The sequence below is a fragment of the Aquirufa regiilacus genome (assembly GCF_032470275.1).
Classification (GTDB): Bacteria; Bacteroidota; Bacteroidia; order Cytophagales; family Spirosomataceae; genus Aquirufa; species Aquirufa regiilacus.
The window spans coordinates 901,488-927,471 of sequence record NZ_JAVNWW010000001.1; the positions used below are offsets into that span (position 1 = coordinate 901,488).

At 36.6% G+C, this 25,984-nt stretch carries 25 protein-coding genes; 14 read left to right on the forward strand and 11 right to left on the reverse strand.

The window, feature by feature from the left end; genetic code table 11:
- Positions 1 to 2: 2 nt before the first annotated feature.
- The 5 genes from gltB to PQG45_RS04020 all read right to left on the reverse strand — a co-directional run bounded on the left by gltB (position 3) and on the right by PQG45_RS04020 (position 7,355).
- Positions 3 to 4,574 carry a glutamate synthase large subunit gene (gene gltB, locus PQG45_RS04000; protein WP_316070332.1) on the reverse strand — a complete coding sequence of 1,524 codons (4,572 nt, stop codon included), beginning with the start codon at positions 4,572 to 4,574 and terminating at the stop codon, positions 3 to 5.
- Positions 4,575 to 4,780: 206 nt separating this feature from the next.
- Complete coding sequence (locus PQG45_RS04005) at positions 4,781 to 5,215, reverse strand: STAS domain-containing protein (protein WP_315575562.1); 435 nt, start codon at positions 5,213 to 5,215, stop codon at positions 4,781 to 4,783.
- 1 nt (position 5,216) lies between these two features.
- Positions 5,217 to 6,143 (reverse strand): phosphoribosylaminoimidazolesuccinocarboxamide synthase, encoded by a 927-nt coding sequence (locus tag PQG45_RS04010; RefSeq protein WP_315575561.1) that lies wholly within the window; start codon positions 6,141 to 6,143, stop codon positions 5,217 to 5,219.
- 10 nt (positions 6,144 to 6,153) lie between these two features.
- Positions 6,154 to 6,486 carry a hypothetical protein gene (locus tag PQG45_RS04015; RefSeq protein ID WP_315575559.1) on the reverse strand — a complete coding sequence of 111 codons (333 nt, stop codon included), beginning with the start codon at positions 6,484 to 6,486 and terminating at the stop codon, positions 6,154 to 6,156.
- 191 nt (positions 6,487 to 6,677) lie between these two features.
- Positions 6,678 to 7,355, reverse strand: a complete 678-nt coding sequence (locus tag PQG45_RS04020) for a hypothetical protein (protein ID WP_316070333.1) — start codon at positions 7,353 to 7,355, stop codon at positions 6,678 to 6,680.
- A gap of 60 nt (positions 7,356 to 7,415) precedes the next feature.
- Between PQG45_RS04020 and PQG45_RS04025 the strand changes: the two genes are divergently transcribed.
- A complete protein-coding gene (locus PQG45_RS04025; protein ID WP_315575555.1) occupies positions 7,416 to 8,627 on the forward strand; it encodes a pyridoxal phosphate-dependent aminotransferase in 1,212 nt (403 codons plus the stop codon).
- Positions 8,624 to 9,361, forward strand: coding sequence for a queuosine precursor transporter (locus PQG45_RS04030; protein ID WP_315575553.1), 738 nt, complete (start codon positions 8,624 to 8,626; stop codon positions 9,359 to 9,361). The genes PQG45_RS04025 and PQG45_RS04030 overlap by 4 nt, the downstream gene beginning before the upstream one ends.
- On the opposite strand, the gene PQG45_RS04035 is transcribed toward PQG45_RS04030, so the two are convergent.
- Positions 9,358 to 10,095, reverse strand: coding sequence for a TrmH family RNA methyltransferase (locus PQG45_RS04035; RefSeq protein WP_315575551.1), 738 nt, complete (start codon positions 10,093 to 10,095; stop codon positions 9,358 to 9,360). The genes PQG45_RS04030 and PQG45_RS04035 overlap by 4 nt on opposite strands.
- 9 nt (positions 10,096 to 10,104) lie before the next feature.
- Here PQG45_RS04035 and tamL point away from each other — a divergent pair, with 9 nt between their 5' ends.
- Entirely contained in the window at positions 10,105 to 12,393 is a 2,289-nt protein-coding gene (tamL, locus tag PQG45_RS04040; RefSeq protein WP_315575550.1) for a translocation and assembly module lipoprotein TamL, read from the forward strand.
- Here the strand turns inward: tamL and PQG45_RS04045 are convergent, their stop codons facing one another.
- Genes PQG45_RS04045 through sucC form a run of 5 tightly spaced genes read right to left on the reverse strand, consistent with a single transcriptional unit; the run spans position 12,394 to position 16,478 of the window.
- Positions 12,394 to 13,353, reverse strand: a complete 960-nt coding sequence (locus tag PQG45_RS04045; protein ID WP_315575548.1) for a transketolase family protein — start codon at positions 13,351 to 13,353, stop codon at positions 12,394 to 12,396.
- A gap of 9 nt (positions 13,354 to 13,362) precedes the next feature.
- Entirely contained in the window at positions 13,363 to 14,220 is an 858-nt protein-coding gene (locus PQG45_RS04050) for a transketolase (protein WP_315575547.1), read from the reverse strand.
- 10 nt (positions 14,221 to 14,230) lie between these two features.
- On the reverse strand, positions 14,231 to 14,668 hold the full coding sequence (locus PQG45_RS04055) for a peroxiredoxin (RefSeq protein WP_315575545.1): 438 nt from the start codon (positions 14,666 to 14,668) through the stop codon (positions 14,231 to 14,233).
- A gap of 1 nt (position 14,669) precedes the next feature.
- A complete protein-coding gene (locus PQG45_RS04060) occupies positions 14,670 to 15,281 on the reverse strand; it encodes a fumarylacetoacetate hydrolase family protein (RefSeq protein ID WP_315575544.1) in 612 nt (203 codons plus the stop codon).
- A 6-nt stretch (positions 15,282 to 15,287) separates the two neighbouring features.
- The gene (sucC, locus tag PQG45_RS04065) at positions 15,288 to 16,478 is read right to left on the reverse strand and encodes an ADP-forming succinate--CoA ligase subunit beta (protein WP_315575542.1); all 1,191 of its coding nucleotides are present in this window, start codon (positions 16,476 to 16,478) and stop codon (positions 15,288 to 15,290) included.
- A gap of 96 nt (positions 16,479 to 16,574) precedes the next feature.
- Between sucC and PQG45_RS04070 the strand changes: the two genes are divergently transcribed.
- The 11 genes from PQG45_RS04070 (at position 16,575) to PQG45_RS04120 (ending at position 25,981) form a co-directional block, all read left to right on the forward strand.
- Positions 16,575 to 17,228, forward strand: coding sequence for an ABC transporter ATP-binding protein (locus PQG45_RS04070; protein WP_315575540.1), 654 nt, complete (start codon positions 16,575 to 16,577; stop codon positions 17,226 to 17,228).
- Between the two features lie 54 nt (positions 17,229 to 17,282).
- Positions 17,283 to 18,704, forward strand: a complete 1,422-nt coding sequence (gene miaB / locus PQG45_RS04075) for a tRNA (N6-isopentenyl adenosine(37)-C2)-methylthiotransferase MiaB (RefSeq protein ID WP_315575538.1) — start codon at positions 17,283 to 17,285, stop codon at positions 18,702 to 18,704.
- 4 nt (positions 18,705 to 18,708) lie between these two features.
- Positions 18,709 to 19,998, forward strand: coding sequence for a sigma-54 interaction domain-containing protein (locus PQG45_RS04080; RefSeq protein WP_316070334.1), 1,290 nt, complete (start codon positions 18,709 to 18,711; stop codon positions 19,996 to 19,998).
- Positions 19,976 to 20,479, forward strand: a complete 504-nt coding sequence (locus PQG45_RS04085; protein ID WP_315575534.1) for an LptE family protein — start codon at positions 19,976 to 19,978, stop codon at positions 20,477 to 20,479. Before PQG45_RS04080 ends, PQG45_RS04085 begins: the two co-directional genes overlap by 23 nt.
- Positions 20,479 to 21,000, forward strand: a complete 522-nt coding sequence (locus tag PQG45_RS04090) for a hypothetical protein (protein WP_316070335.1) — start codon at positions 20,479 to 20,481, stop codon at positions 20,998 to 21,000. The genes PQG45_RS04085 and PQG45_RS04090 overlap by 1 nt, the downstream gene beginning before the upstream one ends.
- A gap of 2 nt (positions 21,001 to 21,002) precedes the next feature.
- The gene (gene secG, locus PQG45_RS04095; RefSeq protein WP_315575530.1) at positions 21,003 to 21,335 is read left to right on the forward strand and encodes a preprotein translocase subunit SecG; all 333 of its coding nucleotides are present in this window, start codon (positions 21,003 to 21,005) and stop codon (positions 21,333 to 21,335) included.
- A gap of 112 nt (positions 21,336 to 21,447) precedes the next feature.
- A complete protein-coding gene (locus PQG45_RS04100; protein ID WP_315575528.1) occupies positions 21,448 to 21,726 on the forward strand; it encodes a co-chaperone GroES in 279 nt (92 codons plus the stop codon).
- Positions 21,727 to 21,758: 32 nt separating this feature from the next.
- Positions 21,759 to 23,387 carry a chaperonin GroEL gene (gene groL, locus PQG45_RS04105; RefSeq protein WP_315575526.1) on the forward strand — a complete coding sequence of 543 codons (1,629 nt, stop codon included), beginning with the start codon at positions 21,759 to 21,761 and terminating at the stop codon, positions 23,385 to 23,387.
- A 62-nt stretch (positions 23,388 to 23,449) separates the two neighbouring features.
- Positions 23,450 to 23,980: a 5' nucleotidase, NT5C type gene (locus tag PQG45_RS04110; protein ID WP_315575525.1), complete on the forward strand. Its 531-nt coding sequence runs from the start codon at positions 23,450 to 23,452 to the stop codon at positions 23,978 to 23,980.
- Entirely contained in the window at positions 23,977 to 25,116 is a 1,140-nt protein-coding gene (locus PQG45_RS04115; RefSeq protein ID WP_315575523.1) for an MFS transporter, read from the forward strand. Before PQG45_RS04110 ends, PQG45_RS04115 begins: the two co-directional genes overlap by 4 nt.
- A gap of 7 nt (positions 25,117 to 25,123) precedes the next feature.
- The gene (locus tag PQG45_RS04120) at positions 25,124 to 25,981 is read left to right on the forward strand and encodes a helix-turn-helix domain-containing protein (protein ID WP_315575521.1); all 858 of its coding nucleotides are present in this window, start codon (positions 25,124 to 25,126) and stop codon (positions 25,979 to 25,981) included.
- Positions 25,982 to 25,984: the final 3 nt, after the last annotated feature.

The following is a 25,984-nucleotide window of genomic DNA, read 5'->3' on the forward strand; positions in this document are numbered from 1 at the left end:
TACTATTTTTTTAAATCAATTTGAATATCTTGATAAACTCGATCTTTATCATTTAACACATCTGAGATGCTTAAATGTCTTGTTGCTAAAGCATTACGGTAATCAACTGGTAATACCTTCTTGAATAGGCTAGCCGAAGCACCAAAATTATCCAAAATCGCTTTTCCCTTAGTTGAATTCGTTAATTCAATATGCTTTTCTAAATACATCCGAACAATGGAAATATCTTCTGGAGTTAAATCAGTGATTTCCACCATTTCCCGATTTACCTTGTTGTCGAAATTATTCTTCTCATCAAGTATATAAGCTACTCCTCCCGACATACCGGCTCCAAAATTGCGACCAGTCTCTCCTAAAATTAATACAAGACCTCCTGTCATATATTCACAGCCGTGATCACCAATTCCTTCAACGACTACTTTTGCACCTGAATTACGAACACAGAAACGCTCTCCAGCCATACCTGCCAGGTAAGCTTCACCTGAGGTCGCACCATAGAAACTAACGTTTCCGACGATGCTATTATCAGCCGCATTAAATTGAGCTAATTTTGATGGATATGCAATAATGGTTGAACCACACATTCCTTTTCCGATGTAATCATTCGCATCACCTTCAATTTCAAGTTTCAAGCCTTTCACTGAAAATGCACCAAAAGATTGACCAGCCGTTCCATTAAACTTCATGTGAATTGTCCCAGCTGGTAATGCTTTCTCACCATATTTCTTGGTGATTTCATTTGAAATAATTGTACCTACCGAACGATTTACGTTGATAATTGGAAGTTCTCCATAAACAGGTTTCTGAGTATCGATGGCCGACTGTGCTAATTTAAGAATTTGCCAATCTAATTGATCTTCTAATCCATGATCTTGTTCCTCTGATTTAACTACAGCAACACCTTCCTCTCGGGATGCAGGAGTTAATATTGGAGATAAGTCTACGTGCTTAAATTTCCAATGATTTGACAAATCTGTCATCTCTAATAAATCTACACGGCCTACCATTTCTTCTAAGGTTCTGAAACCTAATTCAGCCATAATTTCACGCATATCTTGTGCTAAGAAGTGGAATAGATTAACCACATCTTCAGGTTTCCCTGTATACAATGCACGTAATTCTGGATTTTGAGTAGCAACACCTACTGGACAAGTGTTTAGATGACATTTACGCATCATGATACAACCTGCAGTAACTAGGGCCGCAGTAGCTACTCCGAACTCCTCTGCTCCTAATAAGGCAGCGATCGCAATGTCACGCCCAGTTTTAATTTGACCGTCGGTTTGAACCGTTACACGACCACGTAATTTATTTCTTACCAATGTCTGATGCGTCTCAGCTAAACCAAGTTCCCATGGCAAACCTGCATGACGAATAGAAGATAATGGAGATGCACCAGTTCCACCGTCATATCCAGCGATAAGAATATGGTCAGCATGCGCTTTAGCAACACCAGCAGCAATCGTTCCTACACCCGCTTCAGATACCAATTTAACAGATATACGTGCAGCGCGGTTTGCATTCTTTAAATCAAATATCAATTGCGCTAAGTCCTCAATCGAATAGATGTCATGATGCGGAGGTGGTGAAATTAAACCTACACCTGGCGTTGAATGACGCGTTTTTCCGATCCAATCATCTACTTTGTGACCTGGTAATTGACCTCCTTCTCCTGGCTTGGCTCCTTGGGCCATCTTAATTTGCAACTCTTTGGCATTTGTTAGGTAGTTGGCTGTTACTCCAAAACGACCAGAAGCTACTTGCTTAATCGCTGAATTCATCGAATCGCCATTGGCCATCGCCTCAAAACGAATTGGATCCTCTCCTCCTTCACCCGTATTAGATTTACCTCCAATACGATTCATGGCAATTGCTAAGGTTGTATGTGCCTCGTATGAAATAGAACCAAACGACATAGCACCTGTTGCGAAACGCTTTAATATATTTTCAATGGGCTCTACTTCATCAATCGAAATAGCTTGAGCCGATTTAAATCGCATTAAGCCACGAAGCGTAATTGCTTTCTTAGTTTGATCATCGATGATTTTTGCATACTTTTTGTACACTGCATAATCATTTGATTTCGTTGCTTGCTGCAACAAGTGAATCGTAGCTGGATTGAATAAATGCTCCTCTCCTCTTTGTTTCCATTGGTAAATACCACCAACTTCTAATTTAGGATATTCTGATTTCAATAATTCATATCCTGCATGATGCTTAACCAATGCTTCTTTAGCGATTGTATCTAAATCGATTCCTTTGATTCGACTGATTGATCCCGTAAAATATAAATCTACGACCTCCTTGCCAATACCAAGAATTTCAAAAATTTGAGCTCCTTGGTAAGATTGCAGGGTCGATATACCCATTTTAGAGAATATCTTAAGCAATTCACCATTAACAGCCTTAATGTAATTGTATTCTAACTTTTCGTAAGTCAAAGATTGATCCACCAAATTCGTCTCTTTCATCGAACGAATGGTTTCAAATGCCATATATGGGTTTACTGCAGATGCACCATAACCAATCAATGTAGCAAAATGGTGCGTTTCCCATACATCACCTGCCTCAACAATTATCCCAACTTTTGCTCTTTTTTTTGTGCGAATCAAATGATTATGTACAGCGCCCAATGCTAATAAAGACGGAATTGGAGCATGGGAAGAATCAACGCCTCTATCTGTTAATAAAATGATTGAATATCCATCATCAACTGCATCCTCTGCGTATTGGCAAATTCGCTCAAGTGCCTTTTTCAAAACGCCTTCATCCTCAGATGCACGGAAAGTCATATGAATTGATTTCGTTTGGAAATTCTCATGATCGATCCAACGAATTTTTTCAACCTCTTTATTACGCAACACAGGTTGTTGAATTTCAATCTGCTTGCAATGACTTGGGCTTTCTTCCAATAAATTTGACAATCCACCAATATCAGTTAATAACGACATGACCATACGCTCACGAATCGGATCGATAGGCGGATTGGTTACCTGAGCAAATAATTGTTTAAAATAAGAAGACAAATGTTGTGCTTTATCAGAAAGAACAGCCAATGGAGTATCTATACCCATAGAGCCCAATGCTTCCTTGCCAGTTTCAGCCATTTGAGTAAGTACAATACGAATATCTTCCGTAGAGAAACCAAATATTTGTTGGCGCGAAATTAATTCTGTAGCCTTCGGTTGGCGATATTCACTACCTGCTTCAGGTAAATCTTCTACACGAATTTTATTTTCACGTAGCCATTGTCCGTAAGGCTGCTGCTGGCAAATTGTTTCCTTTAATTCTTCATCTGGGATTATACGTCCTTGCTCCATGTCAACAACAAACATCTTGCCAGGCTGTAAACGACCTTTTGAAACAATGGTAGCTGGATCTAAATCCAATACACCCGCTTCAGATGCCATAATTACATGGTCATCTTCTGTCACCCAATAACGTGAAGGGCGTAGACCGTTTCGGTCTAGCGTCGCTCCAATCATTTTACCATCTGTAAATGAAATACTAGCTGGACCATCCCATGGCTCCATCATGGCTGCATGATATTCGTAGAATTCACGCTTATAATCTGCCATGCTGTCGTTTCCATCCCAAGCTTCTGGTATCAACATCATCATTACATGTGGTAATGATCGACCACTTAGGTATAATAACTCAATCGCATTATCTAAAATTGCCGAATCGGATTGACCTAAACTACATACGGGTAATATCATGTCAAGCTCTTCTTGCGTAAAGAACTTACTTGAAAACAATGATGATTGCGCCTGCATCCAAGAGGAATTACCTTTTACGGTGTTAATCTCCCCATTGTGAGCAATGAATCGGAATGGTTGGGCTAATTTCCATTCAGGGAATGTGTTTGTCGAGAACCTTGAGTGTACAATAGCTAAAGCAGAAGTGAAATTCTCCTCATGCAAATCCTTAAAGTAACCCGGAACTTGCATCGTAGTCAACATACCCTTGTAGATAATGGTTCTACAAGACAAAGAGGTAAAGTAAAACTTATCTTCAAGTGATGGAATCGTTTCATTCAATAAACGAGTCACATACTGTCTAAATACATATAATTTACGTTCAAAATCTATTTCTGTAGCACATGTCTCAGGTCGTTCAATGAACAATTGTTGAATAGATGGTTCAGCTTTACCTGAATCGGCTCCTTGAATATCTCCGTTATCAACAGGAACAACGCGATACCCGATAAGACGTAAACCTAACTTCTTTGCCTTACGCTCAATGACATCTTTACATTCCTTAATTAAGCCTTCATGATTTGGGAAAAATATCATCCCCACTCCATATTGTCCGGGTGAAGGAAGCGAAAAACCTAGTTTACGAGACTCCTCAAGTAGAAATTCATGAGGAATTTGAAGTAAAACCCCAGCTCCGTCACCAGAGTTGGGATCACAGCCACACGCACCGCGATGATCCATACGAATTAACATCGTAATTGAATCTTGTACAATACGGTGGGATTTAATCCCTTTCATACTGGCTACAAAACCAATTCCGCACGCATCATGTTCAAATTCTTTTCTATAAAGACCCTCGCTGGCAATGTTATTCATAATATTATATAATTATTCTAACAAAAAAATAAAATAAATGTAATTGAGAATTACCTTAATCTAAGTGAATATCCAATAGAATAAGCACATATTTCAAATTTAACTAAAAATATATTTGGCTAAAATCAAATATGACAAAATAATCTACTGAAATAAACAATATCATTTTTGAGATATAGTTATTCTGAAAATAATCCTATTTAATCTTAATAATCCTCTCCCAAATCGCTACCATCTATACCGTATTCATCTGTATTGGCGTCAGATTCATCTTCAAAATCGTTTTCTAGGTCATTTAAATAGATAGCATCAACGCCTTCTTGGTTGGTATTCATAATGGTTAAGTTCTCAATCTTGGCTTGATCTAAACGATCGACAATTTCGTCAACTTTAGAAACTACCACAAAGAGACCTAACTCATTCGTACATATTTTTGTTGCTTTTCGTATTGCAGAAACTCCAAATCCATCCATATTTTGGACTTTAGTTAAGTTCAAGATCATATTTGTGTACTCTTTCTTAAATAATAAGCGTACAGCTAGCTCTAACTCTTCATAATTTTCTTGAACTAGCTCCTCTCCTAACCATTCAATTAATGCGTAACTCTCGTTTTGTTCGAGTTGATAAATCTTTGTAGACATATTAAATAAAAGATGAAATTTGACTATAAATATCTTGAACGTAATTCGCTGATAAAGCTTCTTTGGTAAATTTGCTTCCCGTAATTTCCTCAAAAAGCAGAATGTATCTTTCCGAAATTTGATTAACAAATTCATCGGTAATCACAGGTACTGTTTGACCTTCTTTTCCTTGGAAATTGTTAGCAATTAGCCATTCGCGTACAAATTCTTTGGATAATTGCTTTTGAGGTTCGCCAGCTTCAAATAATGTTTGATATGATTCTTTATAAAAATACCGGGAAGAATCAGGCGTATGAATTTCATCCATCAGCATTATTTTACCTTCATAAAAACCGAATTCATATTTGGTGTCGACTAGAATTAAGTTTTTATCATCGGCCATTTGTTGACCACGGTCGAATAACGCATAGGTTTTCTCTTCAAGTTCTGCCATAACGGAGGGACTTACAATACCTTGATTCAATATCTCCTTGATCGAAATATCTTCATCGTGACCTTCACTTGCTTTTGTGGTAGGTGTGATGATCGGATTAGGCAGCTTTTGATTTTCTTTAAGTCCATCAGGCAGCAATACTCCACATACTTCACGCTTACCCGATTTATATTCACGCCACAAATGGCCTACTAGATAACCGCGAACAACCATTTCAATAGGAATCGGTTCGCATGCAAGTCCAAATGCCGCATTGGGTGCAGGTGAAGTTAATAACCAATTAGGAACGATATCAGACGTTGCTTTCAAAAAATGTGCAGCGATTTGATTTAATACTTGTCCTTTGTAAGGTATTTCTCGGGGAAGGACCACATCAAAAGCTGAAATGCGATTTGAAGTAATCATTAAAAGATATTTACCAAAGGAGTAAACATCTCGAACTTTTCCTTGATAAAAGGATTTTTGACCAGAAAATACGAAGGGTGATGCGGACATAAAAATTAAATTAAAATAAGTTTTTTTCTTTGCGCTTCATTAAATCAAGCAAATTCATAGCTTCATTTAGGCGTATATTGTTTGTCGAGCCTATTTGATTCATTTGGGAACTTTTATTGCTTTTCTTTGGAACTTGATAAGCTAATATTTCAAATACTTTGATCATTGAATCAGATACAATTGGCTCGGAAACAATGATTTGTTTGCAAAACGCTAAAGACTTTGCAAAATATTTCCGTTGATATAACGAAAGCGATTGTATTATATATTCATTTAATGCTTTGGGCCTATAATTCAAATCTATTGATTCTGCTTGTATCTTTAACGAGACACTACGCTTCATGCGGGCTAAATCATTATTTGTAAAAATACTTCGTTTTTCTAATTTTCTTAGACTTACATAGGCTACTCTATAGTTGCTTTCTGAAACGTACGTATTTATTGTTCCTATATTCTGATTATACCTAAAATTGCCTTCAGCATATAAAGACTGAAAAAAGAGTATAATGATATAGAAATACGTAGAAAACACAGCTAAATTTTAAGTATTCGATATTTAATTCCAATATCTAAACAGAGCAAAGATAAAATCAAAATTAATAAATATTGTCGCACAATTGGTGATAATGAGCTATTTTCCTCGCTTAAAAATTCAAATAAATTGAAATTATCTTGATTGTTTTTGTTTAAAACCCATTCATTATTTGAATATTCATAAACTTCAATTCGATTAACTGGATGAAGTGATTGGAGTGAATTGTTAAAAGACTTTTGCAAGATGTGTTTCAGTGGTCTTTCTATTGTAATTACATGTAAAAATGTTTTTTCTGAAGTCGGGGGAACAAATTGATAAAATTGACTATTTGATGGATTAAACAGGCAAATTTCAATCGACTTATATGTATTGGCAGGAACTCTTGTGATAATATTAATTTGATCATCCTCTGTCAAATTAAAATTCGGAGGATTTGAAGTTTTGATGACGAATAATGCGTGTTTGACATCTTGAGTGCCTTTATAATTTTGATTAAGCAAAGATTTTGATGTGACTAGTAACAAGGTAAAAATCAAAAATCTGATAACTATTTTGATTAATAGTAAACCCGATAACGTTAACTTTTGGGAAGCAATTTGACGATAACGTAAATACTGCAGGACAATACTTACTAAAAATAACCCAGATAAAACTAACGTGTAGTTGGTGAAAATCATTTGTTTGGCCAAGTAACAATCAAAAGTAAATTACTATTTTTACATTTCTATTACAATTAGATGGATATATACAAAAGTTCTCGTTTGGATAATCTCAAATATGAGATTAGAGGTCCTGTTTATGAAAAGGCTATCGCCCTTCAAAACCAAGGCTATAAAATCACCTCGTTAAATATTGGTAATCCCGCCGCATTTGGTTTTGAAACACCCGATGAAATTGTGCATGATATCATTGTCAATATTCGTCAAGCGCAAGGATATGTAGATTCTCGTGGTTTATTTGCAGCTCGCAAAGCAGTAATGCAATATTATCAAAATCAAGGTGTTAAAAATATCATGATTGAAGATATATACATTGGTAATGGCGTTAGTGAATTGATATCGTTGGTGTTGACTGCTTTATTAAATGCAGATGATGAAGTGCTTATCCCCTCCCCTGATTATCCGCTATGGACAACGGTTGTCGGGTTAGCAGGCGGTAAAGCAGTGCATTATTCGTGCGATGAAAATGCGGATTGGAATCCAAGTATTTCGGATATTGAATCGAAAATAACGAATAAAACAAAGGCATTAGTCATTATTAATCCCAATAATCCGACTGGTGCAGTTTATACGAAAGAGACGATTGACAACATTGTCAAATTGGCCGAAAAGCATAAGCTGCTTTTGTTTGCAGATGAAATATATGACAAGATCTTATTTGACGGAGTGGAACATCATTCAGCTGCAGGATTGAGTGATGAGATATTAATTTGTACCATGGGTGGATTATCTAAAAATTATCGTGCCGCAGGTTTTCGTGGTGGGTGGATGATTCTAACGGGTGCCAAACACAAAGCCAAAAGCTATATCGAGGGTTTGAATTTCCTATTTAGTACACGTTTATGTGCGAATGTTATTACTCAAGTGGGTATACAAACTGCTTTGGGTGGATATCAATCCATTAACGATTTGGTTTTACCCACCGGGCGCTTAGCTCGACAGATGAATTTAGCAATTGAAAAATTAAATTCAATTCCGGGTGTCACTTGTGTTAAGCCTAAAGGTGCGCTTTACTTGTTTCCTAAATTTGACTTAAATCAATTTGATTTTGAAGATGACAATCATTTTGTCATGTCCTTGTTGGAAGAGCAAAAGATTTTAGTCGTTGGAGGTCAAGGCTTTAATTATAAAGAAAAAGATCATTTCCGAATTGTCTTTCTTCCACATGTGGAGCAACTTAATGTCGCTTTAGATAAAATTGCTCTTCATTTCGATAATCACAGAATATGATTTTCCAACAATTTTCTCGCAAGCAAAAGTTATTTATATTCCTTTTTGGGATATTTTTAACAAACGCCATTATTGCTGAGATTATTGGAGTGAAAATTGTCAGCATTGAAAAGAGTCTCGGTTTTTCGCCTTTACATCTACCCACCACGTGGGGAACATTTTGGGATTTAAATCAAACTGCCGGTGCATTGAATTGGCCCATTGTATTTATTGTATCTGATATTATTAATGATTATTTCGGAAAGAAAGGTGTCAGGTTCATATCATTTACAACGGCCGGTTTTATCGCATATTCATTTATTATCATTTATGTAGCCACATTACTTGTTCCAGCTGATTTTTGGTTAGATACAAATCGGGGTGATTCGAATTTCAATATCAATGAAGCTTTTAGTCGAATATTTCGACAAGGACTAGGTATAATTACAGGCTCATTAATTGCCTTTCTTGTTAGTCAAATAGTAGATGCATTGATATTTGAGCGAATCAAAGCCAAAACAGGTGGTAAAATGATCTGGTTGCGAGCCACAGGCTCAACATTAATTTCTCAGTTAATAGATAGTTTCTTGGTCATAGGAGTAGCCTTTTATCTTTTTGGGAATTGGAGCCTAGCACAATGGTTCAATGTCTCATTAAACAACTACTTGTATAAATTCTTTGTAGCTATCTTATTTACGCCGGTTCTGTACGTAGCGCATTATTACATCGAAGCCTATCTTAAAAAGGAAGATTAACCTCGTCTAAGATTATCTAGAAAGATTGCTGTAGAGATACCAACATTTAACGATTCGGCTTCTCCATATCGCGGTATAGTGACTTTTTGGGTGATGTATGGAATATTCTCAGGTCTAATTCCATTGGATTCATTACCAAAAACCAAAAAACATTCGCCGGGGAAAATCACTTGATGAATATCATCTCCATTTAATAGAGCGCCCAATACGGGTAAATGGCTATTTGATTCAAATAGATTCTTTAAATCGACGTATTCAAATTTTACTCGGCTAAATGAACCCATAGATGCCGCAATAACTTTGGGATTAAATATATCGGTGCAATCATGCGAGAGTGCAATTTGCTTTATTCCATACCAATCGCATATTCTAATGATGGTACCCAAGTTACCAGGATCACGAATTCCATCTAATACAACCGTGATCTGTTCCTTATATTGAAGAGTAAACTGAAACGGGGACATCGAAACAACAGCAAAGCCGAAAGAATTACTAACGAGCGTCGAAAGCTTTTGAATTAGATCTTCATCTTCAATGTACAGTTCAATGGGCGAAAATGATTGTTCATATTTCGCTGCAAAATGTTCCGAAGTGACAATAAATTCTATTTGTATTGAAGATTGGATAAGTTCTAAAACAGCCTTCTCCCCTTCCACTAAAAATAATTGATTTTCTACACGCCCTTTTTTAGAATGTAGGGAATTAATTAACTTTATTTGTCTATTCGTTAGCATTCAGAAATTGTGAAAAAGGTAACTGTCGTATTTATTATTCTTCTTTGGTTCATTTGCCAAGCATGTCAACCCTTGACAACATATAGACTACCTCCTTCGACTATCAAGAACATTACAATTCAGGGTAACAAGAAAGTTTCAACGGAAGAACTAAAAACAAATATAAGTGGATTAAAAGAAAGTAATAAGTCTTTCTTGTTTATTCGATTAAATTCTTTTCTATCGCAGAAGAGACATAAAAAGGATTCCTTAGGCATAAAGCAAGCATCTATTCAATTTTTCAAAAGGAGTCCATCCCAAATTGATTCAATTGCACTAAATGCGGTTAAATCCAACATACTTACTTATTATCGTAAAAATGGATTTTTATCAAGCAGCGTAAAGCTTAGTATTTCCGGTGATACGATTTATAAATTCGTTAATTTTTCTATTAACGAAGGACCACAAAGCCTTTTTTCTTTGAATGATTCACTATTGGTAGATAACCCTTCTTTGGCCCTGTCTATGAAGGATTACATGCAATCTTACAGCCAAATTAAGTCAGAAAAGCCTTTATCTATAGACGCCATTAACCAACAAAAATCTTCCATTACCTCCTACTTTAAAAATCGAGGTTACTTTTATTTCGCACCAGAAGTTGTTGGGATATATTTAAATGATTTGAGAGATACGACTCTACAAAGGGTTGGCTTAATTTATAAAATACCTGCGACAAATTATGTCAATAACACAACAAGAAGCTATGATCGAATATTCCGATTTGGATCTATGAAAATTGACGAAGCGTCATTGACTCAGGAAGATGAAGCACAAACTTGGGTAAAAAGGTCAATAAATTCCACACAGCTTAAACGTATCATAAATTTTAAAGAAGGGGACATCTATTCATTGGAAAAAGCAAATCAAAGTCTTTTGAATATCTATGCAACCGACCAATTTAAAACAGTCAATTTGACATTTGATACCACCGCTACTAAAGTATACCCTAAAATTGAGCTAGTAAGAAATAATAAATACACCTTTTCCTCAGAATTGGGTGGTAGTATCTTCAGGGGCATTCCAGGTCCTTTTTTAACTAATTCGCTGAAAATTCGCCAGGTTTTTTCCTATTTAGATTACATAGATTTTACTGGAAGAATTGGTTTTGAAGCTCAAACTGGGTTTATAAATACCGAAACCACACGAAAGAATCTTGAATTAAACCTAAGCACAACGCTTAATCTACCTTCCCTGTTCATTCCTAGACAATTTGATACATGGAAACAAACACTTACTGCATCACAAACACAAATTGGAATAGGATACGATTACATCGATCGTCCAGAATATAACCGTACAAACATTAAGTTATTTCAACGATATAATTGGAAAAAATCCAATAATCAATATTTCCAATTGTCATTGGTTGATTTAAATCTATTAAATACCAACTATCCTAGTTCACCAACAGCAGAGGCTTTTATATCTTATTTGGAAGAACTTCGTTTAAAAGGGAATAACTTGTACCGAAGCTTTAATCCAAGTTTTGTTTCCAGTATAAATTTTCAATATAATTATCGTTCATTTTTGCCTTCAAATTTGCTTATATCGGGCAATTCGCTCCTAGTTAATTTGGAATCCGGTGGTACGACTTTGAATTTCTTGGGGAACAAAAAGTTAACATTTATTGAAGACCACTTAAATAGTAATCAAGAAATTCAATTCTATCGATACCTTCGATTTAATGTCGATTATCGAAAATATCTGCTAGTTGGTAAGCACGCGAAAAGCCAAATCGCATTTAAAGTTAATGCAGGCTTAGCCTACGCTTATGGCGCAGAGAACGGTTTTCAATTGCCATATGAAAAGAACTTCTTTATTGGAGGTCCTAGTAGCATTCGAGCGTGGAAACCGCGCAGATTGGGTCCTGGAGGCTACAATTCCACCAATAATTTAATTGAACAACCAGGAAGTATGATTATTGAGTCATCTTTAGAGTATCGTTTTCCAATCGTACAATTCTTAGGTAAGATCAATGGGGCGCTATTTATAGATGCAGGAAATATTTGGAATATCGATCATGGCCTGACGAATACAGTTGGCAATTTCAATGCAAACACATTTTTGAATGAAATAGCCGTAGGCACAGGTTTTGGAGTACGTTGGGATTTTGATTACTTCCTGCTACGTTTGGATTTGGCAACAAAAGCGATAAATCCTGCCAATGGTGCAAATGAAAAATGGGTCCTCCCCAAAACTACCTGGGGTAGTGGAGAGAACCCAATTGAATTCAATATAGGAATTGGTTATCCTTTCTAATTATGCTTTTTTACGAGCTATTGCCTTAATCGCTTTTTCAACGATGGCTTGCGCATTCAAACCATATTTTTCCATCAGATCAGCTGGCTTCCCAGACTCACCAAATGAATCATTTACACCAACAAATTCTTGTGGTGTAGGTAAATTTAAAGCCAAATATTGAGCTATTGAATCTCCTAATCCACCATTAATTTGGTGCTCTTCTGCAGATACAACACAACCCGTCTTGGCAACAGAATCATGGATTGCTTTCGTGTCTAAAGGCTTAATGGTATGGATATTAATAACTTCAGCATGAATACCCTGTTCCAATAAAATTTCAGCAGCAATAATGGCTTCCCAAACTAAATGTCCTGTAGCAAAAATACTTACATCAGTTCCTTCAATGAGGTGCAACGCCTTACCAATTTCAAATACCTGATTCTCTGGAGTAAATACAGGGACTACAGGTCTTCCAAAACGCAAGTATACAGGCCCATCATATGCTGCTGCTGCGATCGTTGCTGCTTTTGTTTGGTTATAATCACAAGGATTTATCACAACCATTCCTGGAAGCATTTTCATCAAACCAATATCCTCTAAGATTTGGTGAGTAGCTCCATCTTCTCCAAGCGTTAAGCCTGCGTGCGAACAAGCTATTTTGACATTCTTGCCAGAATACGCAACGGATTGACGTATTTGGTCATAAACACGACCTGTACCAAAGTTGGCAAACGTAGTTGCAAACGGTACATATCCACCAATGGATAATCCAGCCGCTAATCCAATCATATTTGCCTCAGCAATACCTGTTTGGAAAAAACGTTCAGGTGAATTCTTAATAAATGCTTCTAACTTTAATGAACCAATTAAATCAGCACATAAAGCAACAACTTTGGGGTTGTTAACACTCAAATATTCCATTCCAGCTCCGAAGCCTGAACGTGTATCTTTTTTTGTTTCGTAGGTAAATAATGCCATTTCTATGTATTAATAATCTCCCAATGTTTCTTCTAATTGACTTAATGCTAAAGCTAATTGCTCGTCGTTAGGCGCGACACCATGCCATTTGTGACTGTGCATCATGAAGTCTACTCCTGCACCCATTTCGGTCTTCATAATAACCATTACGGGCTTATTATTCACAAAAAGACTTTTCGCTTTTTGAATGATTCCTGTCAAAGCGGCCATGTCATTCCCATCTACACGTAATACTTGCCATCCGAAAGCTTTATATTTAGCTTCAAGATCTAAGTTATTCATCACCTTCTCGGTAGGACCGTCGATTTGCTGACCATTCTCATCGATAAAAGCGATTAAATTATTGACGTTATGGTGAGGTGCATACATGGCAGCTTCCCAAACTTGACCTTCGTTTTGCTCACCATCACCCATCAGGCAATACACCGTAGAAAGATCACCGTTTAATTTCTTCGCTTGAGCTACACCAATGGCAACACTAAGTCCCTGTCCCAATGATCCAGATGCAATACGAATACCTTCTAAATGCTCATGTGGTGTAGGATGTCCCTGTAAACGTGTATTAAGCTTACGAAAAGTAGCTAACTCAGCAACTGGAAAATAACCACGACGAGCTAAGACACTATAAAGAAGCGGAGAAATATGACCGTTTGATAAGAAGAATACATCTTCGTTCAAACCATTCATCTGAAATTCTACTTTTCCTGCGGCATCCGATTTTAAATTCATTGCGTTGAAATACAATTCAACTAATAAATCCGTACAACCTAATGATCCACCGGGGTGACCCGATTGGCACCCGTGAACCTGACGTAAAATATCCCGGCGAACCTGGGAAGCGACTTTTTGTAATTCTGTTGTTTGCATAGTAATTCGATCAGTGGATTTGTTCTGTATGATTTTTTGTATCCACCTTCGTGATAATGTCTGTAATAATTCCATTTTCGTCGAACACAAAAGTTGTCCGAGCTATGCCCATGTAGGATTTTCCATACATCGACTTTTCAACCCATACACCGAAAGCTTCCACAATTTCATGTGATTCATCCGCGATCAAGGGGAATTTTAATTGATATTTCGTAATAAATTTATCGTGTGATTTCGCTGAATCAACACTTACTCCTGCCACTTGGAATCCTTTACTTGACAAGTAGTCTAAATTCTCATTTAAATTACAAGCCTGCGCCGTACATCCTGGAGTATTGTCTTTTGGATAAAAATACAAGACTGTTTTTTTTCCGATTAGACTAAAAGCTTGACCTTTTGAATCTGTAAAATCCAGTATAGGGGCTGATTGACCGATTGTTAATTCCATCTTACTTAATTGTTAAATCAAATAATTTATTACCCTGAAGATGCCCACTTAGTACATCTCCTATCACGACAGGCCCCACCCCCGCAGGCGTACCTGTAAAAATGTAATCACCTGTTTTTAACGTAAAGTATTGAGATATATCCTCAATCAACGATGCAATGTTCCAAATCATTAAATCAGAATTACCAACTTGAACTACTTCGCCATTTTTTTGAAGTTCAAAACCAATTGGCGAAATAAAATCAGCATCACTGATTGGACGCATAGAAGATACAAATGCTGAACCATTGAATGCTTTCGCTTTTTCCCAAGGTAATCCCTTTTCTTTTAATCGAGTTTGTACATCTCGAGCCGTAAAATCAATACCTAAACCAATTGCATCCACATATTTATGGGCAAATTTTGCTTCAATATTTTTACCAACTTTACCAATTCGATAAACGAGTTCTAGTTCGTAATGTACATCTTTTGAAAAAGCAGGATAATAAAAATCCTGTGAGGAATCTAGTAAAGCAGTATCCGGTTTGATAAAAATTACGGGATCAGTTGGTCTATCATTCGATAGCTCTTTAATATGATCCACATAATTTCTACCAACACAAATGATTTTCATCCGGACCTATTTTAATACTTCTGAAACTAATTTCGCCGCATCTTTCAATAACACAGCTGAGAATACCTTCAGACCTGAATTATTAATAATTGCTGCTCCTTCTTCCGCATTTGTTCCTTGTAAACGAACAATAATAGGAATATTAATTTCTCCGATATTTTTGTAAGCTTCTACAACACCATTAGCTACACGATCACAACGAACGATACCACCAAAAATGTTGATTAAGATAGCTTTAACATTAGGATCTTGTAAAATAATACGGAAACCAGCTTCTACCGTTTTCGCGTTAGCTCCACCCCCTACATCTAAAAAGTTAGCGGGATCTCCACCAGACAATTTAATAATGTCCATCGTTGCCATCGCTAATCCAGCACCGTTTACCATACAGCCTACGTTACCGTCTAGCTTCACATAGTTCAAGTCATTCTGCGATGCTTCTACTTCTAAAGGATCTTCTTCCTCTATATCACGTAATACAGCTAAGTCTTTGTGACGATACAAAGCATTGTCATCTAAGTTAACTTTCGCATCAACAGCTAAAATTTTATCATCTGATGTTTTCAACACGGGGTTGATTTCAAACATCGAAGAATCTGTTTCAACGTAAGCACGGTAAAGCGATTGAATGAATTTAACCATTTCTTTAAACGCTTGACCACTTAAGCCCAATAAGAAAGCAACCTTACGCGCTTGAAAATCTTGCAAGCCTACACGTGGGTCAATCCATTCTTTAATGATTTTTTCTGGCGAATGTTCAGCTACCTCCTCAATATCCATTCCTCCTTCTGTTGACGCCATGATTACGTTACAAGCTCGACCACGATCCAATAAAATAGAGATATAGTATTCTTTAGGCTCTGAATCACCAGGATAATATACATCTTCACTGATCAACACCTTATTAACTTTCTTTCCCTCGGGACCCGTTTGGTGTGTAATCAACTGCATTCCAAGAATTTGGGATACACGTTCTTTTACTTCATCTAAACTCTTTGCCAACTTCACTCCTCCTCCTTTTCCGCGACCACCAGCGTGAATTTGTGCTTTTACTACAAACCAACCAGTACCTGTTTGTGCTTTTAATGCTTCAGCTGCTGAAATCGAATCTTCGATTTTGTCAATAACAATTCCTTCTTGAATTCTTACCCCGTAGCCTTTTAGAATTTCTTTTGCTTGGTATTCGTGAATATTCATTTAGTAAAAATTTTAATTTCGTGAAATTACTATTTATTTGCCAAACTTTTAAATAGTTCACGCATCTCTTTTAAATTCTCAAAAAAAGCCAATAAAATGTTAGAATTGAAAAATATTTCCAAATCCTATGGAGCACAATTGATTCTAAACAATATAAACTTGACAGTTGAGCCAAACCAATTAGTTTCCATTTTAGGACCCTCTGGTTCGGGGAAAAGTACATTACTTCAAATCATTGGTTTACTGCAAAAACCTGATAACGGTAAAATTCATTTAAATGGAGTTCATTACGATGAATTAAAAGAAAGCGATTTGGCCAACTTTCGAAATACGCAGCTCGGTTTTGTTTTTCAGTTTCACAATCTTTTAGGGGAATTTACATGTGCCGAAAACATTAAGATGCCTTTATTGATCAGAGAAAGTAAAATTACGGAAGAGCAAGAAGTTTATTACCAAGAAATAATCTGCCATCTAGGTATCGAGCCATTGATGAATAAATTCCCGAGCCAACTATCAGGTGGAGAACAACAGCGTGTTGCAGTGGCGCGCGCCCTAATTAATAAGCCTGCATTATTATTAGCAGATGAACCCACAGGAAACTTAGATAATAAAAATGCTGAAGCCTTGTATGAAATGTTTTTGCAATTGAAACAGACCTACGGCCAACAAATCATCATGGTTACGCACAACGAGGCCTTAACAAAGCAATCCGATCAAGTAATCTATTTAAATTCTGGGGTCATTCAATAGCTTTCTCTGACATAATGTCATAAATTGCATGCCAAATTAGTTATTCATTCGTCTATGCAAGCGTTAAAGGTTTTATCAACAGAGGAAAAAGAAGCATTGGATTCACCGCGTATTTCTACGGATTTTACGCAATCTGATTATTTAGGAAAGGTGTACATTGAAAGTTACGGCTGTCAAATGAACTTTGCAGATTCAGAAGTTGTCACGTCTATCTTGATAAATAAAGGCTACGGAACAACGTCAAATATATCAGAAGCAGATACCATTTTACTTAATACATGCGCGATTCGCGACAATGCTGAAAATAAAATCAGACATCGTCTTCAAGCATTTAAGGCAATAAAGGCCAAAAAACCCGATGTAACCATTGGTATTTTGGGTTGTATGGCTGAGCGATTAAAGACTAAATTAATTGAAGAAGAAAAATTAGTTGATTTAGTCGCAGGTCCTGATTCTTACCGGGATTTACCTAATCTATTAGATCAAATTGAAAACGGACAAAAAGCCATCAATGTATTTCTTTCGAAAGAAGAAACATATGGGGATATAGAACCCGTCCGTTTACATTCGAATGGCGTTGGAGCTTTTGTTAGCATCATGCGTGGATGTGATAACATGTGTTCATTCTGTGTGGTACCCTTTACAAGAGGAAGAGAACGCTCAAGAGACCTTGTATCCATTATACATGAGTGCACTACTTTATTTAATCAGGGTTATCGAGAGGTAAATTTATTGGGCCAAAATGTCGACTCATACCATTGGAATAATCCAGATTCAAATGAGACCGTAAATTTTGCTCAATTATTGGCACATACAGCTCAAATCCACCCTGATTTACGGATTCGATTCTCTACCTCACATCCGAAAGATATTACGGATGAGGTTCTTCATACTATGGCACGGTTTGAAAATATTTGCAAGAACATTCACCTTCCAGCGCAGAGTGGCAATAACAGGATTTTGGAATTAATGAATCGAACTTACACACGTGAGTGGTATTTAGATAGAATCAAATCTATTCGAGCTATTTTGGGTGAAGATTGTGGTATCTCACATGATGTCATCGCAGGTTTTTGTTCAGAAACGGAAGAGGAACATCAAGATACTCTAGCCCTGTTAACGGAAGTTCAATACGATTTTGGTTACATGTTTACCTATTCTGAGCGACCTGGTACCCCTGCAGCTAAAAAATATCCCGATGATGTACCTGATGACGTAAAATCAAGACGATTAAGTGAAATTATTGATTTACAGCGTAAACATTCGGGTATTCGAAATGAACGGTTAATTGGACGAATTGAAAAGATTCTAGTCGAAGGCAATTCGAAAAAGTCAGATAAACATCATTATGGAAAGACAGACTCCAATAAGGTTGTTGTTTTCCCTAAAGGAACCGAACAGATCGGTGAATATGTATATGTGAAAGTGCTTTCTTGTACGACAGGAACTTTAATTGGCGAATTAGTAAATTCCTAAAACGATGGAAACAAGTCATTTAACAGCTTTAAAGGCAAGGTTCGGAATTATCGGGAATGCTCCTTCCCTATTGCATGCGATTTCCATTGCAGAGCAAGTGGCTCCTACGGACATGACCGTATTGATTACAGGAGAAAGTGGATCAGGTAAAGAGTCCTTTTCAAAAATTATTCATAGTTTATCCAAGCGAAAACATGGGCAATTTATTGCGGTTAATTGCGGTGCAATACCGGAAGGAACTATTGATTCTGAATTATTTGGACATGAAAAAGGGTCATTTACGGGAGCTATAGAGGCGAGAAAGGGCTATTTTGAAGTAACTGACGGAGGTACCATCTTTTTAGATGAAATTGCTGAAATGCCTTTGGGAACGCAAGCTCGATTATTAAGGGTATTGGAAAATGGCGAATTCTATCGAGTAGGTTCATCCAAAGTGCAGCGAACGAACACTCGTGTCGTCGCGGCAACCAATCTAAACTTACAGGACGCCATTAGTCAAGGGAAATTTAGAGAAGACTTGTATTATCGTTTATGCACAGTTCCCATCTATGTTCCCCCCTTGCGTGAAAGAGGACAAGACATCGAATTGTTATTCCGGAAATTCACAACCGACTTTTCAGAATTACATCGAGTAAAACCTATTACTTTAACGAATGAAGCTAAAATACTGCTTCAGAAACAACATTTTCCAGGTAATATTCGCCAATTAAAAAATTTGGCTGAACAAATTTCCGTTTTGGAAATGGGTGATCGAATCGTCGATCAGGAAAAATTACATGAATATTTAGTTTTCAATGAACCAAAATTGAAATCAAGTGTCGTAAAATCTGATTTTTTCCAAAGTTCCGAAGGAATGAATGAGCGGGAGATTCTTTATAAAATCTTGTTTGATCTCAAGCGGGATGTGACTGAGTTAAAGAAAATACTACTCAAAGTAATCGAAACGGGGAATAGTACAGGATATGATATTTTACATGAGAATCCATCATTATTTGCTGATTTACGACCATCGGAGGATATCTCCAAAGGATTAGCACTACCGGTTCAACGCATCGAGGAACCTAGCGAACAATTGAATTATGCGAGTGAAGAACCGATTGATTTAAATTATGAAGAGGTTATCAGTCCAAGTCAGGATGTTACATTATCTTTAGAAAAACAGGAAAAAGAAATCATCATCCGCGCACTGAAAAAAAATAAAAATAAAAGAAAACATGCCGCCAAAGATTTAGGCATTTCTGAGCGTACTTTATACCGTAAAATCAAACAATATGATTTGGAAGATTTGGCATAAGTCAATAGCACTCTTTGCATTAGTTCTGTTACAAGGTTGCTACAGCTTTAAGGGAGCAAGTTTATCGGCAGATTTGAAGACAATTCAGATTAACAATATCCGTATGGAAACGGCAGGTGGTCCTTCAAACCTTGGCCTGACTGTCAATGAAAAATTAAAAGAATATTTTCAACGGAATACAACCCTTAAATTAACAAATCAAAATCCTGATTTACTTGTAGAGGGTACGATTGTAGGTTATGAACTAACACCACAGGCACCGACCACCGATGATAAAGCAGGACTTAATCGATTGACCTTGCGCGTTAATTTTATCGTGACCAATAAATTAGATGAAGAGAAAAATTTTGAACAAGAATTCTCTTTTTATCAGGATTTTCCGCAAAATCAAACATTAACGCAGGTTGAAAAAGTATTGATACCTAAATTATCGGATCAAATTATATTAGACTTATTTAATAAAATAGCAGGAGATTGGTAATGAAAATCAATAAATCCCAACAATTATGGTATTTGTTAAATCGTTTTGATCGTGAAGAATCAGAAACGAATACGCTCCTATTGAAGGATTTAGAAAATTACCCGTTCTTTTATTTACTTAATTGGAATTTTGAACAAGGACAACAGATTTTGCGAAAAACGGCTTTGCAATCTCCTATCCGTCAGCAGTTTTACCACGCTAATTTTGATGCACCGGAAATAACAAATTATAATAGTACAGTAAACAGTCAGCAGGATATCATTGAAGACTTTCTTCAAAAAATGCCCAGCTTGGCAAAAGCGAAGAAACAATCAACTAGTGATGATGTGGAGCCCGAAGTAGATTTAGCTGCTAGTACTTGGACACCTCCCGTATCAGAAACATTTGCTATCATTTTAGTTAAGCAGCAAAAATATCAACAGGCAATTGATATATATGAACAATTAATCTTGGCAAAACCTGAAAAAAGGCTTTACTTTGCAACTCGTATTTCAGAATTAAAACAAAATATAAACGAATAAATATGTTTACGCTATTAATCTCTCTTATTGTTCTTTTCTCAGTTCTATTAATTATTCTTATTTTGGTTCAAAATCCCAAAGGAGGAGGAATTAGTGGAGAGTTTGGATCTGCTGGTGCGACACAAATGTTTGGTGTACAAAAAACAGGTGATTTAGTAGAACAATTAACTTGGGGCTTCTCTATTGCTATTTTAGCCTTAGTTCTAATCACAAACTTCACAGTTTCTTCTGGTTCTGCAGATGCAACACAATCGGTGAATGTAGAAAAAGCGGCGACGAAAACAGTTCCTGCAGCTCCTGCTCCTATGGCACCGGCAACACCTGCAGCAAAATAATTAACTGACATTTTTTCAGTCTTAAATGCGTGGCATACATCTTGAGTATGTTGTCACGCATTTCTATTTTAATTAGAAATTGAAATTTTACAAATCTTAAATTTATTATAACATGTCAAAATTAACGATCAAACCCTTAGCAGATCGCGTTATTGTTGAGCCAGCTGCTGCGGAAGAAAAAACAGCTTTTGGAATCATTATTCCTGACACGGCGAAAGAAAAACCACAAAAAGGTATCATTGTTGCTGTTGGAAATGGCAAGAAAGATGAGCCCATTACAGTTAAAGTTGGGGATGAAGTTTTGTATGGTAAATATTCAGGAACCGAGATAACCATCGAAGGAAAAGATTATTTAATCATGCGTGAGTCTGACATTTTTGCAGTATTGTAATTTATTTAAACCTAAAATCAATTTAATATATCATGGCAAAGGAATTATATTTCGATAGCGAAGCGCGCGAAAAGATGAAAAGAGGGGTCGATACCCTTGCAAATGCTGTAAAAGTAACATTAGGACCTAAAGGTCGTAACGTAATTATTGATAAAAAGTTTGGTTCACCATCGATCACAAAAGATGGTGTATCTGTTGCTAAAGAAATCGAATTAGAGGACCCTGTGGAAAATATGGGGGCTCAATTAGTTAAAGAGGTAGCTTCAAAAACTGCTGACCAGGCGGGTGATGGTACAACGACAGCAACCGTTTTAACTCAAGCTATTTACACGATTGGTTCGAAGAACGTAGCAGCAGGTGCTAATCCAATGGACCTTAAAAAGGGTATTGAAAAAGCTGTAGAGGCAATTGTTGCTAATTTAAAAGGTCAATCTCGTCCTATTACAACTTCTAACGAAATTGCACAAGTTGCTACAATTTCAGCGAATAACGATTTTGAAATCGGTACGATGATCTCATCTGCCATGGATAAAGTAGGTCGCGAAGGTGTTATCACTGTAGAAGAAGCACGTGGTACTGAAACGGAAGTTAAGACCGTAGAAGGTATGCAATTCGATCGTGGATATTTATCTCCCTATTTCGTAACGAATACAGAGAAAATGGAGGTTGAATTAGAAAAACCATTCATCTTAATTTCAGAGAAGAAAGTATCTTCTATGAAAGAATTATTACCTGTATTAGAAGGAGTAGCACAAACAGGTCGTCCATTATTGATTATCTCAGAAGATGTCGATGGAGAGGCTTTAGCTACCTTGGTTGTAAATAAAATTCGCGGTGCACTTAAAGTTGCTGCCGTAAAAGCCCCAGGATTTGGTGATCGTCGTAAAGCTATGTTGGAAGACATCGCCATCTTAACTGGTGGAACGGTAATATCAGAAGATCGTGGATTTAAATTAGAAAACGCTACGATTGAATACCTAGGTCAAGCTGAGAAAATCATCATTGATAAAGATAATACAACGATCGTAAATGGTGCGGGTTCTGCTGATGATATCACAAATCGTGTGAATCAAATCAAAGCTCAAATCGAAAATACAACTTCTGATTACGATCGCGAGAAATTACAAGAACGTCTTGCTAAATTATCGGGTGGTGTTGCAATCCTTTATATTGGTGCAGCAACAGAAGTTGAAATGAAGGAAAAGAAAGACCGTGTTGACGATGCTTTACACGCTACACGTGCGGCGGTAGAAGAAGGAATTGTCGCTGGTGGTGGTGTTGCATTGATTCGTGCTATTAGTTCATTAGAAGGACTTAAAGGAGAAAACGAAGATCAAACAACAGGTATTAACATCATCCGTCAAGCAGTAGAATCTCCATTACGCACAATTGTTGCTAATGCAGGTGGCGAAGGTTCTGTTGTCATTAATGCTGTTAAAGCTGGTAAAGATGACTTCGGTTACAATGCCCGTGAAGATAAGTATGAAAATATGATTGCAGCAGGTATCATTGATCCAACAAAGGTTACGCGTTTAGCATTAGAAAATGCTGCATCTATTGCAGGATTATTATTGACAACTGAATGTGTAATTGCTGACAAGCCAGCCAATGAAGCACCTCATGCTCATGGTGCAGGTGGTGGCATGGGTGGCATGATGTAATCCAAATTTTATTTAGACAAAAAACTCCCCATATTTGGGGAGTTTTTTTATTTAATAGCCTTATGAAAAGAATCGCAATTGACATGGATGACGTGATGGCCGACACCACGTTCAAAATTATACAATACATCAACGAAAAAATCACCGGTGATTATACCTATGAGGGGCTTATGACGGCAAAGGATTCTGAGAAGAAAGCTTTTTATGATGTATACATTGCAAACAACGACTTTCTTTGGGAGCCCGGTTTTTTCGAAGACATCCCTGTCAAACCCCATGCGATTGAAGTGATACAAGCCCTTCAGGAAAAATATGAAGTATTCATCGTTTCAGCAGCAACCGAATTCCCAAATTCCATGAAAGAAAAACTTAATTGGATGGCTAAACACTTTCCTTTTATCGGTTGGCAAAATACCGTGTTTTGTGGCCACAAACATATGATTTTAGCTGATTATTTGATCGATGATCACGAGAAAAATCTAAAGACATTTACGGGAACTCCTCTCCTATTTACCGCTCCACACAACTTACATATTCAAGAATATGAACGTATGAATACTTGGTTGGACGTAAAAGCTAGATTATTGGTATGAGCCAACTTATAAAAAATAGATTTAGCATAGGAATTTTGTTTTTACTCTGCGGCTTAAACTTTGCCACGTGGGCAACGCGAATTCCTGATTTTAAGTACTTATTACACTTATCAGATGCAGAATTAGGTACCGTTTTAATGGGATTGCCGTTTGGGTCATTGGTATCTCTTCCCTTAGCTGGATGGCTTATCTCCAAGTTTAATTCTCGCATCATTTGTATTGTAGCTGTATTTCTTTACATCTTGATTATACCCATTATAAGCTACAGCATGAATTCATATATGCTATTCGTATGCTTATTCTTTTTTGGAATGGCTGGCGATATATTGAATATTGCCATGAATACCCAAGTCGTTTCATTGGAGGCCAAAATGAATAAAATAATCATGTCATCTTTTCATGCCATATTCTCCATTGGTTTGATGATTGGCGCCTTATTAGGTGGTTATATATCAAAACTTGGATATGATATTCAAGATCATTTTTATTTCATTGCCGGACTAAATTTATTAGCCATCCCTGTTTTCTATCCAAATTTGATAAAAGGAGAATCCCAATCTACCGATGACGATAAACCAAAATCATCTATTTTACACTTGGGGCGTTACCTAACCATATTAGCCTTAGTGGCATTTTGTGGGATGCTATGTGAGGGAGCTATGGCAGATTGGATTACCTTATATTTCAAAGAAGATGTTACTAGTTCATCCTATGCGACAACCATTGGATTTTCATCCTTTGCACTAGCCATGGTCATCGGACGTTTTACGGGAGACTATATATCTAGAAATTTAGGTGTCCGTACAATTTTGACATTAAATGGCTTATTAATCTCCATTGGAATGATAATAACATTATATCTGCCAATGGTTGAGTTTAAAATCTTAGGTTGTTTTTTAACTGGACTTGGAATCTCGACGATTGTACCACTTATCTATTCGCAAGCTGGAAATCAAAAAAATATCGAACCTGCCATAGCCATTGCTGGAGTATCGACCATCGCCTACATTGGCTTTTTAATTGGCCCCGTTTTGATTGGATATTTGGCAGATTTTTCCAACTTGCAAAGTTCATTATTTTTACTCGTACTATTAGGAATCGTAGCAAGTTTTGTAGCGAACAAATACATTAAATAAGTACAGAATGTTAATTCATTACAAGAAACCAGAAGGCCTACTCGCGACTTACATCGACCATTATTGGGAAAAAAAGATGGAAGATGAAAGTGATATACCTTATGAGGTCGAAACAATTTTTCCAGAAGATCAATTAGTCATTACATTTTCACTAGGTAATGACTATTATCGTGCTGTTCAAAATCCTGTAGAATTTACACCAATTTTAGGTGCCACCATTGAGGCATTACATACATTTCCCACGTATTATAAACACCAGGTTGGCAATCACATTTTTGGGATTAAGTTTAATTTAGGCGGATTGGCTTGTTTTTCCAACCTAGGTTTTAAAAATTTCAACAATGAAAATGTTCCATTAGATAAATTCTTAGGTCAAGAATCGAATGGTTGGTTAACTCAATTAAAAAATTTAAAAACATTCGAAGACCGCATAAGTCTATTTGAAGAATTATTCCTTCCCTTATTCCTACCAGAACGCGCTAAAAAATGGAAAAGGCTTCAAGAATTCGTAAAAACATTAACTTCCCAATCGGATATTAATGCTGCGCAGTATAAAACAATTACCCGAGCCTTTATCGAGTTAACGGGTATAACGCCAAAGGAGTATTTACAAATTAAACGTATCAATCAATCTTTAGCCTATTTTGCGCAAAACAAAAGTTCTAAAAATCAAGAATTAGCCGAATTATTGGGTTTTTACGATACGGCTCATTTCAATCATACCTTTAAAAAATTTACAGGTAAAACACCTCAAAGTTTCGTGTCTCAAATAGAACAAATGCAACCCAATGAATTTGTAGAAGAGTTCAAACAATACATATCTCCCGAACATTTACTCTACTATTCCTCAAAAAAGCATCAATAATAT

Coding starts and splice junctions, on each gene's coding strand:
- PQG45_RS04085 (WP_315575534.1), top strand. CDS start 19,976: ATGATTTGGAAGATTTGGCATAAGTCAATAGCACTCTTTGCATTAGTT.
- PQG45_RS04035 (WP_315575551.1), bottom strand. CDS start 10,095: ATGCTAACGAATAGACAAATAAAGTTAATTAATTCCCTACATTCTAAA.
- gltB (WP_316070332.1), bottom strand. CDS start 4,574: ATGAATAACATTGCCAGCGAGGGTCTTTATAGAAAAGAATTTGAACAT.
- PQG45_RS04055 (WP_315575545.1), bottom strand. CDS start 14,668: ATGGAATTAACAATCGGTCAATCAGCCCCTATACTGGATTTTACAGAT.
- PQG45_RS04090 (WP_316070335.1), top strand. CDS start 20,479: ATGAAAATCAATAAATCCCAACAATTATGGTATTTGTTAAATCGTTTT.
- PQG45_RS04045 (WP_315575548.1), bottom strand. CDS start 13,353: ATGGCATTATTTACCTACGAAACAAAAAAAGATACACGTTCAGGCTTC.
- PQG45_RS04015 (WP_315575559.1), bottom strand. CDS start 6,486: ATGAAGCGTAGTGTCTCGTTAAAGATACAAGCAGAATCAATAGATTTG.
- sucC (WP_315575542.1), bottom strand. CDS start 16,478: ATGAATATTCACGAATACCAAGCAAAAGAAATTCTAAAAGGCTACGGG.
- PQG45_RS04025 (WP_315575555.1), top strand. CDS start 7,416: ATGGATATATACAAAAGTTCTCGTTTGGATAATCTCAAATATGAGATT.
- PQG45_RS04100 (WP_315575528.1), top strand. CDS start 21,448: ATGTCAAAATTAACGATCAAACCCTTAGCAGATCGCGTTATTGTTGAG.
- PQG45_RS04110 (WP_315575525.1), top strand. CDS start 23,450: ATGAAAAGAATCGCAATTGACATGGATGACGTGATGGCCGACACCACG.
- secG (WP_315575530.1), top strand. CDS start 21,003: ATGTTTACGCTATTAATCTCTCTTATTGTTCTTTTCTCAGTTCTATTA.
- PQG45_RS04020 (WP_316070333.1), bottom strand. CDS start 7,355: ATGATTTTCACCAACTACACGTTAGTTTTATCTGGGTTATTTTTAGTA.
- PQG45_RS04060 (WP_315575544.1), bottom strand. CDS start 15,281: ATGAAAATCATTTGTGTTGGTAGAAATTATGTGGATCATATTAAAGAG.
- PQG45_RS04050 (WP_315575547.1), bottom strand. CDS start 14,220: ATGCAAACAACAGAATTACAAAAAGTCGCTTCCCAGGTTCGCCGGGAT.
- PQG45_RS04030 (WP_315575553.1), top strand. CDS start 8,624: ATGATTTTCCAACAATTTTCTCGCAAGCAAAAGTTATTTATATTCCTT.
- PQG45_RS04120 (WP_315575521.1), top strand. CDS start 25,124: ATGTTAATTCATTACAAGAAACCAGAAGGCCTACTCGCGACTTACATC.
- groL (WP_315575526.1), top strand. CDS start 21,759: ATGGCAAAGGAATTATATTTCGATAGCGAAGCGCGCGAAAAGATGAAA.
- miaB (WP_315575538.1), top strand. CDS start 17,283: ATGCAAGCGTTAAAGGTTTTATCAACAGAGGAAAAAGAAGCATTGGAT.
- PQG45_RS04010 (WP_315575561.1), bottom strand. CDS start 6,143: ATGTCCGCATCACCCTTCGTATTTTCTGGTCAAAAATCCTTTTATCAA.
- PQG45_RS04080 (WP_316070334.1), top strand. CDS start 18,709: ATGGAAACAAGTCATTTAACAGCTTTAAAGGCAAGGTTCGGAATTATC.
- PQG45_RS04115 (WP_315575523.1), top strand. CDS start 23,977: ATGAGCCAACTTATAAAAAATAGATTTAGCATAGGAATTTTGTTTTTA.
- PQG45_RS04005 (WP_315575562.1), bottom strand. CDS start 5,215: ATGTCTACAAAGATTTATCAACTCGAACAAAACGAGAGTTACGCATTA.
- PQG45_RS04070 (WP_315575540.1), top strand. CDS start 16,575: ATGTTAGAATTGAAAAATATTTCCAAATCCTATGGAGCACAATTGATT.